Source organism: Pantoea sp. NGS-ED-1003, from assembly GCF_000738765.1.
Classification (GTDB): domain Bacteria; phylum Pseudomonadota; class Gammaproteobacteria; order Enterobacterales; family Enterobacteriaceae; genus Pantoea; species Pantoea septica.
In genome coordinates this window covers 76,574-93,165 of sequence record NZ_JPQA01000006.1, presented here as the reverse complement: position 1 = coordinate 93,165, position 16,592 = coordinate 76,574, and the positions used below count along the sequence as shown (strand labels likewise).

Genomic DNA, 16,592 nt, shown 5'->3' with positions numbered 1-16,592 from the left:
GGCAGTGATTAAAACAGTAGAACTGCGGCGGCGCGAGATCGGCGTCGAGGATCAGCTCCCAGCAGATCTTCCGCCGCTGCTTAAACGTCTCTATCTGCAGCGCGGCGTGCGCAGCGCGGCTGAGCTGGAGCGCGGCGCGAAGCATCTGCTGCCGTTCTCCTCGCTCAACGGGCTGGATGCGGCGGTCGAGCTGCTGCATCAGGCGCTGCTCGACGGACGCCGCATTATGGTGGTGGGCGATTTCGACGCCGACGGCGCCACCAGCACCGCGCTAACGGTGTTGGCGCTGCGCAGCATGGGCGGCCACAACGTGCAGTATCTGGTGCCTAACCGCTTCGACGACGGCTACGGCCTGAGTCCGGAAGTGGTGGAGCAGGCGCGCGCGCGCGGCGCGCAGCTGATCCTGACGGTGGATAACGGCATCTCGTCCCATAGCGGCGTCGCCTGCGCCCATCAGCACGGCATTCCGGTGCTGGTCACCGATCACCATCTGCCTGGCGACACCCTGCCTGAGGCGGAAGCGATAGTGAACCCCAACCTGCGCGACTGCGAATTCCCGTCGCGCGCGCTGGCGGGCGTCGGCGTCGCCTTCTACCTAATGATGGCGCTGCGCGCGCATCTGCGTAAGCTGGGCTGGTTCGGCGCCACGCGCGCGGAGCCGAATCTGGCGGAGCTGCTGGATCTGGTGGCGCTCGGCACCGTCGCCGACGTGGTGCCGCTCGACGTCAATAACCGCATCCTGGTGTGGCAGGGGCTGAGCCGCATTCGCGCCGGAAAATGCCGTCCCGGCATTCGCGCGCTGCTGGAGATCGCCAATCGCGACGCGCGCCAGCTGGTGGCGAGCGATCTCGGTTTCGCCCTTGGTCCGCGCCTGAATGCGGCGGGGCGGCTCGACGATATGTCGGTCGGCGTCGCGCTGCTGCTTACTGACGACATTACCCAGGCGCGAATGCTGGCCAACGAACTCGATGCGCTCAATCAGACGCGCAAAGAGATTGAGCAGGGCATGCAGAGCGAGGCGCTGGCGCTCTGCATGGAGCTGGAGCGTAAGCAGACCGATTTGCCGCTGGGGCTGGCTTTCTACCATCCCGAATGGCATCAGGGCGTGGTGGGCATTCTCGCCTCGCGGCTGAAAGAGCGCTTTTATCGTCCGGTTATCGCGTTCGCGCCTGCGGGCGACGGCACGCTAAAAGGCTCTGGACGGTCGATTCCCGGTCTGCACCTGCGCGACGCGCTGGAGCGACTCGATACGCTCTATCCCGGCATGATGCTAAAGTTCGGCGGACACGCCATGGCGGCGGGCCTGTCGCTGGAAGAGACGCAGTTTGAGGCGTTTCGCCAGCGCTTCGCCGACCTGCTGGGCGAGTGGCTGAGCGAAGAGTCGCTGCAGAGCGTTATCTGGTCAGACGGCGCGCTGCAGCCGGGCGAATTCAGTTTGCAGACCGCCGAACTGCTGCGCGAAGCGGGCCCCTGGGGACAGGCGTTTCCCGAGCCCGCTTTCGACGGCAAGTTTAAGCTGCTGCAGCAGCGGCTGGTGGGCGAGCGGCATCTGAAAGTGATGCTGGAGCCGCTCGGCGGCGGCCCGCTGATCGACGGCATCGCTTTTAACGTCGATACCACCCTGTGGCCCGACAACAGCGTGCGTCAGGTCGAGCTGGCCTTTAAGCTCGATATCAACGAATACCGTGGCAATCGCTCGGTGCAGCTGATTATCGATCACCTCTGGCCGCTGAGTTAACGCTCTTAGTGACGGATCTGCTGCAGATCCGCCGCCGACAGCCCGGTCACTTCCTGCACCAGCTTCAGGTCGATTCCTCTGGCCAGCATATTGCGCGCAATCGCCAGCGTCGCCTCGCGCTGGCCTTTATTGCGTCCCTCGGCAAGGCCTTCATTGCGGCCCTTTGCAAGGCCTTCGTGACGGCCTTCGCTAAGGCCCTGCTCGCGTCCCATTTGCTTAAGCTGTTCTGCAATCGTCATCAGTTCCTCCTTTTGCTGCGGCACGCGCCGCGCCAGCTGCTCAATAAAGCTTTTCGCCTGCGGCGCTTCGCCCGCCTGAATCATATAGTTAATCAGCGCCAGCCGCTGTTTGCGGCTCACTGAATCTTGCAGCATAAGCGTCATCAGCTGCTCAAACAACTCGGTGAGATCACGCTGGCGAATATGTTTCTGCAGCAGCGTCAGTGCCGCCATACTGCGATGACGCGCAATCTCGCTGTCGGCGATAACGGTAACGTCGACCAGCGGAAAGGGGCCGCCATAGAGGCGCGCGGCCAGTTCCGGCTCGCTGAAAAGCGCGGTCCAGCGCATGCTGAAAGGCCAGGGACGTTGTTTGCCGTGATAGAAGAGCAGCGGGATCACCAGCGGCAGATGACGATGACCCGCATCCAGATGGCGCTGCATCACCGCGACGGCGTAACGCATCAGCCGGAATGCCATCAGCCGGTCCGGCGAGCTTTGATGTTCGATGAGGACGTAGACATAGCCTTTTTTTCCTATGGTTTGTAGCGAGTAGAGGATGTCGCTGTAGTAAGCGCGCAGATCTTCTTCGATAAAACTGCCAGAGGTCAGGTGCAGGGTCGAGAGATCGCAGATGCGCAGCAGCCAGTCGGGCAAGTGCAGCGCTAAAAAGTCGCGCGCGGTATGCGCATGGGTAAGAAAGGTTTTGAATACTACGTCGTGCGGCGTGGCGCTTTTTTTTGCTGTCATCATCGTCCCTTTGTTTTCGCTCCTGTAGCGCCCAGGCTAGCACCATCCTTTCAGCAGCGGTGGCGGGGAGAGAGAGTAAACGTCATCCGTGCGGCGCACTGCACAGCGCGGACTGCGCTGTGCCTGTCCATCCCATAAAAGCACGCGCCGCGCCGCACATTTCGCCGGCCGCTGCTGCTGTCGGCGCGCGACTGAAACCCTACAATCTCACGGCTATTTCAGTTAGACTGCGGGGTTTCCATCCCGACATTCAGCGAAAAGACCCGAAGCCATGTTTGAAATTAATCCGGTTAAAAACCGCATCCAGGACCTCACCGAGCGCAGCGCCGTTCTTAGGGGGTATCTTTGACTACGATGCCAAGAAAGAACGCCTCGAAGAAGTAAACGCCGAACTGGAGCAGCCAGACGTCTGGAACGAGCCTGAACGCGCTCAGGCGCTGGGCAAAGAGCGCTCGTCGCTGGAGGCGATCGTGCAGACCCTGGATCAGATGTCGCAGGGCCTGGAAGATGTGCAGGGTCTGCTTGAGCTTGCCGTAGAAGCCGAAGACGAAGAGACATTCGACGAAGCGGTCGCTGAGCTCGATACGCTGGAAAGCAAACTGGGCGAGCTGGAATTCCGCCGCATGTTCTCTGGCGAATATGACAGCGCCGACTGCTATATCGATCTGCAGGCAGGTTCCGGCGGCACCGAAGCGCAGGACTGGGCCAGTATGCTGATGCGTATGTATCTGCGCTGGGCCGAATCCAAAGGTTTTAAAACCGAAATTATTGAAGAGTCAGAAGGCGAAGTGGCGGGCATCAAGTCCGTAACGATTCGCGTCTCAGGCGACTACGCCTTTGGCTGGCTGCGTACCGAAACCGGCGTGCATCGCCTGGTGCGTAAGAGTCCGTTTGACTCCGGCGGCCGCCGCCACACCTCATTCAGCTCTGCGTTTATCTATCCGGAAGTGGATGACGATATCGATATCGACATCAACCCAGCGGATCTGCGCATTGACGTCTACCGCGCGTCGGGCGCGGGCGGTCAGCACGTTAACCGTACGGAATCGGCGGTGCGTATCACCCATATTCCCACCGGCACGGTGACGCAGTGTCAGAACGATCGCTCTCAGCATAAAAACAAAGATCAGGCGATGAAACAGATGAAGGCGAAGCTGTACGAGCTTGAGATGCAAAAGAAAAATGCTGAGAAGCAGGCGCTGGAAAACAACAAGTCCGACATCGGCTGGGGCAGCCAGATCCGCTCCTATGTGCTGGACGACTCCCGCATCAAAGATCTGCGCACCGGCGTTGAAACCCGCAACACCCAGGCGGTGCTGGATGGCGATCTCGACCGTTTTATCGAAGCAAGTTTAAAAGCAGGGCTATAAGGAACCGACATGTCTGAACAACAACCGCAGAGCGCTGATGCCGCCCTTGAGTTAAATAACGAACTGAAAACGCGTCGCGAAAAACTCAGCGCGCTGCGTGAAAACGGCGTGGCGTTTCCTAACGATTTCCGCCGGGACACCACCTCGGACGCGCTGCACGCGCAGTATGACGAGAAGAGCAACGAAGAGCTGGAAGATTTAGGCGTTGAGGTCAGCGTCGCTGGTCGTATGATGACCCGCCGCATTATGGGCAAGGCGTCGTTCGTGACGCTGCAGGACGTGGGCGGCCGCATTCAGCTTTACGTGGCGCGCGACGATCTGGCGGAAGGCATTTATAACGAGCAGTTCAAAAAGTGGGATCTCGGCGATATCCTCGGCGCGCGCGGCAAGCTGTTCAAAACCAAAACTGGCGAGCTGTCGATCCACTGTCACGAACTGCGCCTGCTGACCAAAGCGCTGCGTCCGCTGCCGGACAAATTCCACGGACTGGCCGATCAGGAAACTCGCTACCGTCAGCGCTATCTGGACCTTATCGCCAACGACGAGTCGCGCAACACCTTTAAAATTCGCTCGCAGATCATGGCAGGTATCCGCCAGTTCATGGTCGGCCGCGACTTTATGGAAGTCGAAACGCCGATGATGCAGGTGATCCCGGGCGGCGCCTCTGCGCGTCCTTTTATCACCCATCACAACGCGCTCGATATCGATATGTATCTGCGTATCGCGCCGGAACTCTACCTGAAGCGTCTGGTGGTCGGCGGCTTTGATCGCGTATTCGAGATCAACCGCAACTTCCGCAACGAAGGCATCTCGCCGCGCCATAACCCTGAGTTCACCATGATGGAACTCTATATGGCCTATGCGGACTACAAAGACCTGATCGAGCTTACCGAAAGCCTGTTCCGCACGCTGGCGCAGGACGTTCTCGGCACCACAAAAGTGCCTTACGGCGACCAGGAGTTCGATTTCGGCAAGCCGTTTGAGCAGCTGACCATGCGCGAAGCGATCAAAAAGTACCGCCCGGAAACCGATCTGGCGGATCTGGATGATTTCGATAAAGCGGTGGCGATTGCGCAGTCTATCGGCATCAAGGTCGAGAAGAGCTGGGGTCTGGGCCGCGTAGTGACGGAGATTTTTGAAGAGACGGCGGAAGCGCATCTGATTCAGCCGACCTTTATCACCGAGTACCCGGCGGAGGTGTCGCCGCTGGCGCGCCGCAACGACGAGAACCCGGAAATCACCGATCGCTTTGAGTTCTTTATCGGCGGCCGCGAAATCGGCAACGGCTTTTCCGAGCTGAACGACGCGGAAGACCAGGCGGAGCGTTTCCAGCAGCAGGTCAACGCCAAAGACGCAGGCGACGACGAAGCGATGTTCTACGACGAAGATTACGTGACGGCGCTGGAGCACGGTCTGCCGCCGACGGCGGGTCTGGGCATCGGCATCGACCGCATGGTCATGCTGTTCACCAACAGCCATACCATCCGCGACGTGATCCTGTTCCCGGCGCTGCGTCCGACCGCGAAGTAATTAATAACCAGCTGCTAACAGGTTTTTCAGCAACGCCTAAGCCTGAAACGCGGCTGGCAGGGCCAGATGAGCAAAGCGTCCCACGACAGGGACAAAAACGCAGGGAGCGTTTTTGAACAACGCGGCGCGTTGGCCCGTTTACGGGCGCACTTCAGGGATGAGGTGCGTAATTGTGCGGGCCGAGCTGGCAGGGATGCCGCTTCTTGCGTCTTTGCGATCTGGCCCTGCCAGCCGCGTCAGCATCAAGCTAACAGCCACTAAGGCCGGATATTCCGGCCTTTTTCTTTGGGCTTTGCGCTAGCACGGCGAGTAGCGTCCGATCGCAAAGTCGCTCAAGGCATCCCAGCGCGCTCGGCCCGCGACATCCCTGTCGCGGGACGCTTTGCTCTTCGGACGCTACTTACCGTGCCATGGCTTCTGAGCAGGCGGTCAGGACTTCACCACGCCGTTCAGCCAGGCCTCAAAACGCGCATAGGGCACATAGAGCGCGACGTCGTGATAGAGCGTCTTCCCACTCTGGTTATCATCAATGCGGCTGCTGTAGCCGACAATCACGCCCGCCAGGGTATCGTCCGACGCGTTATAGACCGCGCCGCCCGACATGCCTTTCACCACGCCCGCACTGGCCGCCACCACCACGCACTGCGCCTTGTTCCAGCTATTCGCCAGCGAGGTATTAATCAGGTTCTCGCCGCTGGAGCTGACCGGCATCGCGCTAATAAAGCTATAGCCGTAAAGATTCACCTTGTCGCCGATGCGGCTGTTGCGAAAACGCGGCGGCAAATTCGCTTCGGCATTCTTGTGGTACACCACGGCGATATCGCACTCTGGATGCCAGGCCTTAACGCGATAGAGCGAAAATTTGGCGACGTGCGCGGCGGTCAGGCTGTACTCCGCCGTCAGCGGAATCGTCGTGCCCAGCGTCCCCAGACCGAGCGCGGTGGGAATGCCGGTATAGGTCATATCGACGCGCTTTTGCGCTTCGCTGCTGTACTCGTAGTGGCCGACGGAGCAGCCGCTGAGACAGAGCGCCGTCAGGGCGATTAGCCGCTGCATATTCTCTCCCCGCATAAGAATGGCTTCACATTACCGGATAGGGCAACTGGGGTATCGGCAGCACGCGCCATTCCTTTACCTGATTGAATCCACACGCAAAGCGCGCCTTCGCGCCACGCGCCTGGCGCTTACCATCAAGCGTAGCGCGTAAAAGAGAAGGGGATTGTTAAGATTCCATCACGCGTACGGCGCGCCATTATTGCGTCTGCGGCAAAAGATCCTTGCCGCACGCAGGGTGTATGCAAGCTGACGGCTATGATTTAATACTCACCGTGACGAAGTTCAAATTTTTATAACCGTCCGCGCCCGGCGTCCGCTGCGGCGTTCACCTGCATATCGATTGGGAGAGTGTGTTATGCCTGTTGCTTTACTGGCGCTGGCGCTGAGTGCGTTTGCGATTGGAACCACCGAGTTCGTCATTATGGGCCTGCTGCCCGACGTGGCGGGCGATCTGCAGGTCTCGATCCCGTCAGCGGGCTGGCTGATTAGCGGCTATGCGCTGGGCGTCGCCATCGGCGCGCCGATTATGGCGCTGTTAACCGCAAAGCTGCCGCGTAAAAAGACACTTATCCTGCTGATGATCATCTTTATTATCGGTAATGTGCTCTGCGCGCTCGCCTACACCTACAACCTGCTAATGATGGCCCGCGTGATTACCGCGCTCTGTCACGGCGCCTTCTTCGGCATCGGCGCAGTGGTAGCGTCGAGCCTGGTGGCGCCGGGCCGTCAGGCGTCTGCGGTGGCGCTGATGTTCACCGGCCTGACGCTGGCGAACGTGCTCGGCGTACCGCTCGGCACCTGGTTTGGTCAGCTGTTCGGCTGGCGCGCCACCTTCTGGGGCGTCGCCATTATCGGCGTACTCGCCTTTATCGCGCTGATTGTCAGCCTGCCCACCAATAAAGAAGAGAAGCCGGTGCATCTGGCGAGCGAAATCAGCGCGCTGGCCAACGGCAAACTGTGGCTTTCGCTGCTGATGACGGTATTCTTCGCCGCGGCGATGTTCGCGCTGTTCAGCTATATCGCGCCGCTGCTGCTGCAGGTGACCGGCATCAGCGCGCGCGGCGTCAGCTGGACGCTGTTCCTGATCGGCGCCGGTCTGACCGTCGGCAATATTCTCGGCGGCAAGCTGGCGGACTGGAAGGTCTCCTTCAGCCTGATTTTAAGCTTCTCGCTGATCGCCATCTTCTCGCTGCTGTTTAGCTGGACCAGCCATGCGCTGTGGCTGGCGGAGGTGACGCTGTTCCTGTGGGCGATGGCGACGTTCGCCACCGTGCCGGGCCTGCAGATCAACGTGGTGCGCCACGGCAAAGAGGCGCCGAATCTGGTCTCGACCCTGAATATCTCTGCCTTTAACGTCGGCAACGCGCTGGGCGCATGGGTCGGCGGCGCGGTGATCGGTCGAGGCTACGGCCTGACCGCCGTGCCGGTGGCCGCCGCCGCGCTGGCCGCTATTGGCCTGATTATTTGCCTGATCACCTTCCGTAAATCGGGCGGCAACGCCGCCGCAGTGCGCGCTTAAGCCAGCCGTTCGGCGATGCGCTGAGGAAAATCGGCCACCTGCGCTTGCAGGTGGTCGATAAAGGCCGCCACCAGCGCCGACGCGGGGCGGTGCAGCGGCCGCACCAGGCTCACGGTAAAGGGCACTGCGACGCTGAAGCGGCGCATAACCACGCCGCTGTCGGCATAGTCGAGCGCCGTCAGCGGATTCACCACTGAAATGCCCACGCCTGCGCGCACCATGGCGCACACCGACGCCGCGCTGTGCGTCTCCAGCGCCAGCCTGCGCTCCACGCCCTGCTCATGAAACAGCGTATCCAGCAGCTGACGATAGCTGTCGGCACGCGACAGGCTGACGTAGTTCTCTCCGGCGAAATCCTGCGGCGTCAGCACCGCGCGCGCGCAAAGCGGATGATCCTGCGGCAGTACGCAGACCTCGTCGCAGGTCAGCAGCGGCAGCCGCTCCGTGCCGGCGGGCGCATGCTGGGTTTCGGTCAGGCCGAGATCGTAGCGCTGCGCCGACAGCCACTCCTCCAGCAGCGGCGACTCCTGCGGAATAATATTCAGGCTGACGTCGGGATAGCGCTGCATAAAAGGCTGCACCAGCGGCGGCAGCAGCGACTGCGAAAAGACCGGCAGGCAGGCGACCGACAGTTCGCCCTGACGGAACTGACGCAGCCCGTCGGCGGCTTCCATAATGCGATCCAGCCCGTACCATGAGCGCTGCACCTCTTCGAACAGCCGCAGACCCTGCACCGTGGGCTGCAGCCGACCGCGCACGCGCGCGAAGAGCCGCAGGCCGAGCTGCTTTTCCAGCCGCGCCAGTTCGCGGCTAACGGTAGGCTGCGAGGTGTTTAACAGCGCGGCGGCCTGCGTCAGATTGCCGCTGGTCATCACCGCATGAAAAATCTCTATATGCCGCCAGTTGATTTTCGCCATATGCTGCCATATCCATTTTGCATAGAAGCTATTAAAACAGATATTTTTCTGCATGGCACGCGTCTGGCCTAATAGGAGCAACTCACAGGAGAATGCTTATGCCACGCGCCTTAACCGACCACACCACCGCGCTTAACGCCGCGCAGCTGCTGCCGCTGGCGCAGCAGTATAATGGCCCATTCTGGGCCTATGACGCCCAGATTATTCAGCAGCGTATCGAACAGCTGCGCGCCTTCGACGTGGTGCGCTTTGCGCAGAAAGCCTGCTCAAACATTCATATTTTGCGTCTGATGCGCGCGGCGGGCGTCAAAGTCGACTCCGTGTCGCTTGGCGAAATCGAACGCGCGCTGGCGGCGGGCTTTCAGCCGGGCGGCGAGGATATCGTGTTTACCGCCGACGTATTCGACCGGCCGACGCTGGCGCGCATTGCCGAACTCAAGGTGCCGGTGAACGCCGGCTCGGTGGATATGCTGCACCAGCTGGGCCAGGTTTCGCCAGGCCACGCGGTATGGCTGCGCATCAACCCCGGTTTCGGCCACGGCCACAGTCAGAAAACCAATACCGGCGGCGAAAACAGCAAGCACGGCATCTGGCACAGCGAACTGCCGCAGGCGCTGGCGGCGATTAAAACCTACGGGCTGCGCCTGACTGGACTGCATATGCATATCGGCTCCGGCGTCGATTACGGCCACCTGCAGCAGGTGTGCGACGCGATGGTGGAGCAGGTGATCGCGCTCGGCCACGACCTTGAGGCGATTTCGGCGGGCGGCGGGCTCTCTATTCCTTATCGCTTCGGCGAAGAGGCGATCGACACCGCGCACTATTTCGGTTTGTGGGACGCGGCGCGTCAGCGTATCGCCGCTCACCTCGGCCACGCAGTTAAGCTGGAGATCGAGCCGGGCCGTTTCCTGGTTGCCGAGGCGGGCGTGCTGGTATCGCAGGTGCGCGCGGTGAAAGCGATGGGCAGCCGCCACTTTGTGCTGGTGGATGCGGGCTTCAGCGATCTGATGCGTCCCTCAATGTACGGCAGCTATCACCATATTTCGCTGCTGCCGGGCGACGGTCGCGCTATCGACGAGCAAAAGTGCATCGATACCGTGGTTGCCGGGCCGCTGTGCGAGTCGGGCGACGTCTTTACCCAGCAGGAAGGCGGCAAGGTAGAAACGCGCGCGCTGCCGGCGGCGCAGGTGGGGGACTATCTGGTGTTTCACGATACCGGCGCTTACGGCGCCTCGATGTCCTCAAACTACAACAGCCGCCCGCTGATCCCGGAAGTGCTGTTCGAGCAGGGCGAACCGCGTGAAATCCGCCGCGCGCAGACCATTCAGGAGCTGCTGGCGCTTGAGCTGGGCTAAGGCGCGATGAAGATCTTCTCTTTGCGCGACGCCCCGCAGTTCGCCGAACAGGTGATCGACTGGCTGTGGCGCGCCTTTGACGCGGAGAACGGACGCGACTTTATGGCCAGCGTAGTGGAGAGCTCGCTGCATGGAGCGGCGTTTCCCGTCACTTTCGTCGCGGTCGACGACGCGGGCAGGGCGGTGGGCACGGTGGGCTTCTGGCGCTGCGATCTGATTAGCCGCCAGGATCTCTTTCCCTGGCTCGCCGCGCTCTACGTCGATGAAAGCGCGCGCGGAACCGGCCTGAGCGCGGCGCTGCAGCAGCATGTGATCGACTATGCGCGGCAGCGCGGCCACCCTAGCCTGTGGCTCTGGTCGACTTTCGGCGGCTATTACGAACGCTGCGGCTGGACGCCGGCGGGCGAGGCGCTGGACTATCCCGATAAAAAGGTCAGGCTCTACCGGCGCGAGCTTTAACCTGGCCCGCTCACCGAATGGCGCCGTACCAGCGTCGGGCTAAACATATTGGTCACCTCCGGCAGCGGCTGCGCATGGGCCAGGGCTAACGCCAGCTCCGCCGCCTGCTGCGCCATGGTGACGATAGGATAGCGCACCGTGGTCAGGCGCGGGCGCACATAGCGCGACACCAGCACGTCATCGAAGCCGATCAGCGACATCTCTTCCGGCACGCGCACGCCGTTATCGCTCAGCACCGCCAGCGCGCCAGCGGCCATCGAATCGTTATAGCAGGCCACGGCGGTAAAGCTGCGGCCGCGTCCCAGCAGCTCGGTCATCGCCTGCTCGCCGCCCACTTCATCCGGTTCGCCAAAGGTCACCAGCCGATCGTTGGCGGGCAGGCCGTGCTCTTTCAGCGCGTCGTAGTAGCCCTGCAGGCGATCTTCGGAGTCGGAAATCGGGTGGGTCGAGCAGATAAAGGCGATATTCTGATGTCCCTGCTGAATAAGATGGCGCGTCGCCAGCCAGGCGCCGTAGCGATCGTCAAGCGCGATACAGCGCTGTTCAAATCCTTTCAGCAGCCGGTTCAGCAGCACCATGCCCGGCATCTGCTTCATCAGCAGCTCCAGCTCGGCGTCAGGGATTTTCTTCGCATGCACCACCAGCGCGGCGCAGCGGTGGCGCATCAGCTGCTCAATCGCCTGCCGCTCTTTTTGCTCATTGTGGTAACCGTTACCAATCAGCAAAAAGTTGCCGGTCTGTCCGGCGATCTCATCAACCGCCTTAACCATTGCGCCGAAAAAAGGATCCGATACGTCGCCGACCACCAGGCCTAAGGTTTCGGTCGACTGCTGCGCCAGGGCGCGCGCGTTGGCGTTAGGATGATACTGCAGCTCCTCCATCGCCTGGCTGACGGCCTGACGCGAGCTTTCGCTGGCTTTAGGCGAATTATTAATCACACGGGACACCGTCGCGACGGAAACACCCGCCAGTCTGGCAACATCCTTAATCGTAGCCATGCCTCGACCTGTTTTAGGGAAAACGTTTACACATGGCAGCAGTGTTACGGAAAAGGCGGCCTGTATCAAGCCGACAGAATGTCTGCGCCGTCGCAAAAAGGGGGAAAACTCCAGGCTTAACCCGGCGCGGGGTCGCGTGGTATCCTGCATTTTTCCCTTACCTGCCGTAAAAGAAACCATGAAAAAGCGAGTGCCACATCTGGCGCACTGGGGCGCGTTCAGCGCCGTGACTGAAAACGATCGTCTGATCGGCTGCGAGCCGTTCTTCGCCGACCCCGATCCGTCGCCGATGCTGAACACCATTCCCGAGCTGGTCTATTCCGATAAACGTATTCGGCAGCCGATGGTGCGCCGCTCCTGGCTGAAATCGCGCGAAAACAGCGACCGCACGCTGCGCGGCCGTGAAGATTTCGTCGCAGTCGACTGGGAGACCGCGCTGGATCTGGTGGCGGACGAAAACCGCCGCGTCCGCGAACGTTACGGCGCCTCCGGCATTTTCAACGGGTCTTACGGCTGGTCGTCGGCGGGCCGCGTCAACCATGCGCGCACCCTGGTGCGCCGCTTCTATTTTCAGGGCGGCGGCGGCGTCGATCAGTAGGGCAACTACAGCTGGGGCGCGGCGCAGTTCTTCCTGCCCTATGTGATCGGCACCTATATGCCGCTGACCGGTCGCGTCACCGACTGGCCGCAGGTGGTGGAGCATGCGGAAATCTTCGTCGCCTTCGGCGGGCTGGCGCTGAAAAACGCCCAGGTGGCGTCGGGCGGCGCAGGCCAGCACAGTCTGAAGCCGGCGCTGGAGCAGCTGGCGGCCAAAGGCACGCCGGTGATTAATATCAGCCCGATGCGCGACGACTGCCCTGATTTCGTTAACGCCGACTGGATCCCGATTCGCCCTAATACCGACGTGGCGCTGATGCTGGCGCTCGGCTACGAGATCGCCCAGCGCAACGCGGTGGACGAGGCGTTTCTCGCCAGCCACTGCACCGGCTGGCCGCAGCTGCGCGCCTACCTGCTGGGCGAAAGCGACGGCGTCGCCAAAACCGCCGGCTGGGCGAGCCGCATCACCGGCATCCCGCCGGAGCGCATCGTGCGCCTGGCCGAACAGCTGACTGGCAAGCGCAGCTTTATTACCTGCTCCTACTCGGTGCAGCGCGCCCATCGCGGCGAGCAGCCTTACTGGATGATGATCGCGCTCTCGTCGATGCTCGGCCAGCCCGGCCTGCCGGGCGCGGGCTTCTCGTTCGGCCACGGTTCGATGAACAGCGTCGGCAACCCGCGTCAGGACGGCCCGGCGCCGCTGATGGCGACCGGCCCCAATCCTTCCGGCTTGTCGATTCCGGTGGCGCGCATCAGCGATATGCTGCTCAATCCCGGCCAGCCTTACGCGTTCCAGGGCGAGACGCTGACCTATCCCGACATTCATCTGGTGCACTGGGCGGGCGGCAATCCTTTCCACCATCATCAGCAGCTTAACCGGCTGGTCGAAGGCTGGCAGAAGCCCGACACCGTGGTGGTGCAGGATATCGTCTGGACGCCGGCGGCGCAGATGGCGGATATCGTCCTGCCCGCCACCACCACGCTGGAGCGCAACGATATCGGCGGCTCCTCGCGCGACCGTTTTGTGCTGGCGATGCATCAGGCGATTAAGCCGCAGCATCAGGCGCGCAACGACTTCGATATTTTCGCCGATCTGGCCGAACGCCTCGGCTATCGCCAGCAGTTCACCGAAGGACGCGACGAACGTCAGTGGATTGAACACCTTTATCAGCAGTGCGCGACGGCGCATGCGCGTAAGGGCATCGACTTTCCGGAGTTCGCCGAGTTCTGGTCGCGCGGCTTCGTTGAGATCCCGGAAGGCGGCAAGCCCTACATCTTTATGGAGGATTTCCGCGCCGATCCCGTGCGACACCCGATCAAAACCGCCAGCGGCAAGATCGAACTCTTTAGTCAGACCATCGCCGACTATGATCTGGCCGATTTCGCCGGTCATCCGGAGTGGCGCGAACCTCAGGAGTGGCTGGGGGCGGCGCTGAGCGAGCAGTTCCCGCTGCATATGATCTCTATCCAGCCTTCAGATCGGCTGCACAGCCAGCTTGACGCCACGCCGACGGTGCAGGGCAACAAAACCGCCGGCCATGAAACGCTCTATCTGCATCCGCAGGACGCAGCGGCGCGCGACATTGCCGACGGCGAGGTTGTTGAGGTGCGTAACGCGCGCGGCGCGATGCTGGCGGGCGTGCGTCTGACCGACGGGTTGACGCCGGGCGTGGTCATCGTCGCCACCGGCGCCTGGTTCGATCCCGGCTTCGGCGCGGAGTGGCAGCCGTTTGACCGTGCGGGCAACCCCAACGTTCTGACGCTGGATATCGGCACCTCGTCGCTGACGCAGGGCCCCAACGCCATGAGCTGCCTGGTGGACATCAAAAAACATGCGGTTTGCAAAATCGCTTAACAAACACATGGCTGGTTACATTTTGCCGGACACTGTTGCGTTTGAGTGATGGCAGCCCGTCTCGCGGCCTTGTTACAGTCAGGGTCCCAGAGGTATTGATGGGTGAACATCAATAGATTTTCTTGATTACACCGACCTGCGCAGATGCGCAGGTTTTTTTTTGCCTGGCGCGCCGATTACGAACTGATACACAGTTTTCCTGTTAACGGCGTAGCGCTTTCTTTATAACTGCTCGCGTGGATATTTTTTTACTTTTCTTTGCAGCGGATTGCTATGCCCCGGATAAAAAAACTACTGGGAAAAGACCAGATCAAAGCCCCGTTTAACCCGTTTCGTTTTCGCCTGATTTGCCTTGGCGTGCTGACCTGCATGGTGATACTGATGGCGCGCATCGCCGATCTGCAGTTTCTGAATCAGCCGATGCTGGAGCATGAGGCGGATCAGCGCTCGCTGCGCACCGTTACGCTGCCGACCAACCGCGGCACCCTGCTGGATCGCAACGGCGAAGCGCTGGCGCTCTCGGTGCCGTCGCGCGACGTTATCGCCGATCCCATGCGCGTGCTGGAGGCGAATCCCGACTTCCTTAGCGCCAAGTGGGCCTACCTGGCGTCGGCGCTGAATATGCGGCCCGAGCAGATCGCCGCGCAGATCACCGCCAATCCGAAACGCCGCTTTCTCTATCTGGGGCGGAAGATCGAGCTTGGCATCGCCAAAGATATCGCCGAGCTGCATTTGAAAGGCATCAGCGAAGTCTATGACGATAGCCGCTTTTACCCGATGAGCGAAGCGGCGGCGCCGCTGATCGGCATCGTTGGCGCAGACAATAGCGGTCTGAACGGGCTGGAAAAAGGCTACGACAAGATTCTGCAGGGCGTGCCGGGCAAAGAGGTTTATCGCCAGGACGCCGCGGGCCACATTATCTCCATGCTGAGCTATACGCCGCCGACGCAGCCGCCAACGGTGCAGCTCAGCATCGACAAGTTCGATCAGTACACGCTCTACAGCAAGCTGCGCGACGGCGTGCTGCTCAACAAGGCGGATTCGGGCGCGGCGGTGCTGGTGAAGATCGATACCGGTGAAATTCTCGGCATGGCCTCTTATCCGTCGTTTAACCCGAACAACTATGACGGCGCCACTCCGGCGCAGATGCGCAACGCGGCGATCAACGACAGCTACGAGCCGGGTTCGACGGTGAAACCGCTGGTGGTGATGGAAGGGCTGGAGCGCCATCTGGTGCGCCCCGATTCAGTGATCGACACCACGCCCTATCGGGTAAACGGCCACCTGATCCGCGACGTCGGCCACTGGCCGCGCCTGACCATGACCGGTATTTTGCAAAAATCGAGCGACATCGGCGTCTCCCATATCGCGCTGGCGATGCCCGCCGAGGCGCTGGTCAACACCTACCAGGCGTTCGGCCTGGGCAAACCGACGGGTCTGGGACTGACCGGCGAGAGCGTCGGCTACTTCCCGGCGCACCGTCAGCGCTGGGCCGATATCGAGCGCGCCACCTTCTCCTTCGGCTATGGCCTGCGCGTGACGCCGCTGCAGATTGCACGTGAATATGCCACGCTGGGCGCGTTCGGCGTTTACCGTCCGCTGTCGATTACCCGCGTGACGCCGCCGGTGCTCGGCAAGCAGGTGGCGAATCCGGAAACGGTGAAGGAGGTGGTGCATATGCTGGAGAGCGACGTGCTGCCTGGCGGCACCGGTATCAAAGCGGCGGTGCCGGGCTACCGGCTGGCGACCAAAACCGGTACCGCGGAGAAGATGGGCGACAGCGGCAAATATGACGGCGGCTATATCAACTACACCGCCGGCGTGGCGCCCGCCAGCCATCCAGAGGTGGCGCTGGTGGTGATGATCAACCATCCTACCGCCGGCGATCACTTCGGCGGCTCGGTTGCCGCGCCGATCTTCGGCAATATTATGGGACCGGTGCTGAAGCATATGAATATCGCGCCGGACGCTATCTATAATAAGCCTTCAGATAAATCTTAGTAAAATCAGTATGTAACCGGGTATGGAACTTATTCATACCTGGTTTCATTTCCCCGAATTCCGTTGCGTTTTCGCGCTGTTTTGTCCCGCCGCAGAGTGCGAGGATAGCAGTCCCAGAGGTATTGATAGGTGCGAAAACACGCTGCTCCAGGCAGCGGCATCCGCAAGGATAATCCACCCTGTTTATTGCACCAACCCACGCGGATGCGTGGGTTTTTTTTGCCTGTTA

The 16,592-nt window shown here is 61.2% G+C and carries 11 protein-coding genes and 1 pseudogene; 8 read left to right on the top strand and 4 right to left on the bottom strand.

Annotated elements, in window-relative coordinates:
• The first annotated feature begins 4 nt into the window (after nt 1-4).
• Nucleotides 5-1,738 (top strand): single-stranded-DNA-specific exonuclease RecJ, encoded by a 1,734-nt coding sequence (gene recJ / locus JS46_RS13600; protein ID WP_033752545.1) that lies wholly within the window; start codon nt 5-7, stop codon nt 1,736-1,738.
• Between the two features lie 5 nt (nt 1,739-1,743).
• On the opposite strand, the gene JS46_RS13595 is transcribed toward recJ, so the two are convergent.
• On the bottom strand, nt 1,744-2,706 hold the full coding sequence (locus JS46_RS13595; RefSeq protein WP_152560708.1) for an Rpn family recombination-promoting nuclease/putative transposase: 963 nt from the start codon (nt 2,704-2,706) through the stop codon (nt 1,744-1,746).
• 271 nt (nt 2,707-2,977) lie between these two features.
• Here JS46_RS13595 and prfB point away from each other — a divergent pair.
• Both prfB and lysS read left to right on the top strand, forming a co-directional pair.
• A protein-coding gene (gene prfB / locus JS46_RS13590) for a peptide chain release factor 2 (RefSeq protein ID WP_152560705.1) occupies nt 2,978-4,076 on the top strand; the annotation gives its coding sequence in 2 pieces (ribosomal slippage) (nt 2,978-3,052 and nt 3,054-4,076; 1,098 coding nt in all).
• Nucleotides 4,077-4,085: 9 nt separating this feature from the next.
• Nucleotides 4,086-5,606 (top strand): lysine--tRNA ligase, encoded by a 1,521-nt coding sequence (lysS, locus tag JS46_RS13585; RefSeq protein ID WP_033752159.1) that lies wholly within the window; start codon nt 4,086-4,088, stop codon nt 5,604-5,606.
• 429 nt (nt 5,607-6,035) lie between these two features.
• On the opposite strand, the gene JS46_RS13580 is transcribed toward lysS, so the two are convergent.
• Nucleotides 6,036-6,662 carry a hypothetical protein gene (locus tag JS46_RS13580; RefSeq protein WP_033752157.1) on the bottom strand — a complete coding sequence of 209 codons (627 nt, stop codon included), beginning with the start codon at nt 6,660-6,662 and terminating at the stop codon, nt 6,036-6,038.
• Nucleotides 6,663-7,017: 355 nt separating this feature from the next.
• Here JS46_RS13580 and JS46_RS13575 point away from each other — a divergent pair, with 355 nt between their 5' ends.
• Nucleotides 7,018-8,181 (top strand): MFS transporter, encoded by a 1,164-nt coding sequence (locus JS46_RS13575; protein WP_033752155.1) that lies wholly within the window; start codon nt 7,018-7,020, stop codon nt 8,179-8,181.
• On the opposite strand, the gene JS46_RS13570 is transcribed toward JS46_RS13575, so the two are convergent.
• Nucleotides 8,178-9,098: a LysR family transcriptional regulator gene (locus JS46_RS13570; RefSeq protein WP_033752541.1), complete on the bottom strand. Its 921-nt coding sequence runs from the start codon at nt 9,096-9,098 to the stop codon at nt 8,178-8,180. The two genes, JS46_RS13575 and JS46_RS13570, sit on opposite strands and share 4 nt — an antisense overlap.
• 98 nt (nt 9,099-9,196) lie before the next feature.
• Between JS46_RS13570 and lysA the strand changes: the two genes are divergently transcribed.
• Complete coding sequence (gene lysA, locus JS46_RS13565; protein WP_033752152.1) at nt 9,197-10,453, top strand: diaminopimelate decarboxylase; 1,257 nt, start codon at nt 9,197-9,199, stop codon at nt 10,451-10,453.
• 6 nt (nt 10,454-10,459) lie between these two features.
• Nucleotides 10,460-10,912, top strand: a complete 453-nt coding sequence (locus JS46_RS13560) for a GNAT family N-acetyltransferase (protein WP_033752149.1) — start codon at nt 10,460-10,462, stop codon at nt 10,910-10,912.
• Here JS46_RS13560 and galR read toward each other — a convergent pair.
• The gene (gene galR, locus JS46_RS13555) at nt 10,909-11,910 is read right to left on the bottom strand and encodes an HTH-type transcriptional regulator GalR (RefSeq protein WP_033752146.1); all 1,002 of its coding nucleotides are present in this window, start codon (nt 11,908-11,910) and stop codon (nt 10,909-10,911) included. The genes JS46_RS13560 and galR overlap by 4 nt on opposite strands.
• 178 nt (nt 11,911-12,088) lie before the next feature.
• Here galR and JS46_RS22915 point away from each other — a divergent pair.
• A pseudogene (locus JS46_RS22915) lies at nt 12,089-14,362 on the top strand (molybdopterin guanine dinucleotide-containing S/N-oxide reductase).
• A 273-nt stretch (nt 14,363-14,635) separates the two neighbouring features.
• On the top strand, nt 14,636-16,363 hold the full coding sequence (locus JS46_RS13545; protein WP_033752143.1) for a penicillin-binding transpeptidase domain-containing protein: 1,728 nt from the start codon (nt 14,636-14,638) through the stop codon (nt 16,361-16,363).
• The last annotated feature ends 229 nt before the right edge of the window (nt 16,364-16,592 follow it).

Excerpts from the sequence above, each read along its gene's own strand:
- lysA (WP_033752152.1), top strand. The coding sequence starts at position 9,197 with ATGCCACGCGCCTTAACCGACCACACCACCGCGCTTAACGCCGCGCAG.
- JS46_RS13575 (WP_033752155.1), top strand. The coding sequence starts at position 7,018 with ATGCCTGTTGCTTTACTGGCGCTGGCGCTGAGTGCGTTTGCGATTGGA.
- JS46_RS13595 (WP_152560708.1), bottom strand. The coding sequence starts at position 2,706 with ATGACAGCAAAAAAAAGCGCCACGCCGCACGACGTAGTATTCAAAACC.
- JS46_RS13580 (WP_033752157.1), bottom strand. The coding sequence starts at position 6,662 with ATGCAGCGGCTAATCGCCCTGACGGCGCTCTGTCTCAGCGGCTGCTCC.
- JS46_RS13570 (WP_033752541.1), bottom strand. The coding sequence starts at position 9,098 with ATGGCGAAAATCAACTGGCGGCATATAGAGATTTTTCATGCGGTGATG.
- JS46_RS13560 (WP_033752149.1), top strand. The coding sequence starts at position 10,460 with ATGAAGATCTTCTCTTTGCGCGACGCCCCGCAGTTCGCCGAACAGGTG.
- galR (WP_033752146.1), bottom strand. The coding sequence starts at position 11,910 with ATGGCTACGATTAAGGATGTTGCCAGACTGGCGGGTGTTTCCGTCGCG.
- lysS (WP_033752159.1), top strand. The coding sequence starts at position 4,086 with ATGTCTGAACAACAACCGCAGAGCGCTGATGCCGCCCTTGAGTTAAAT.
- JS46_RS13545 (WP_033752143.1), top strand. The coding sequence starts at position 14,636 with ATGCCCCGGATAAAAAAACTACTGGGAAAAGACCAGATCAAAGCCCCG.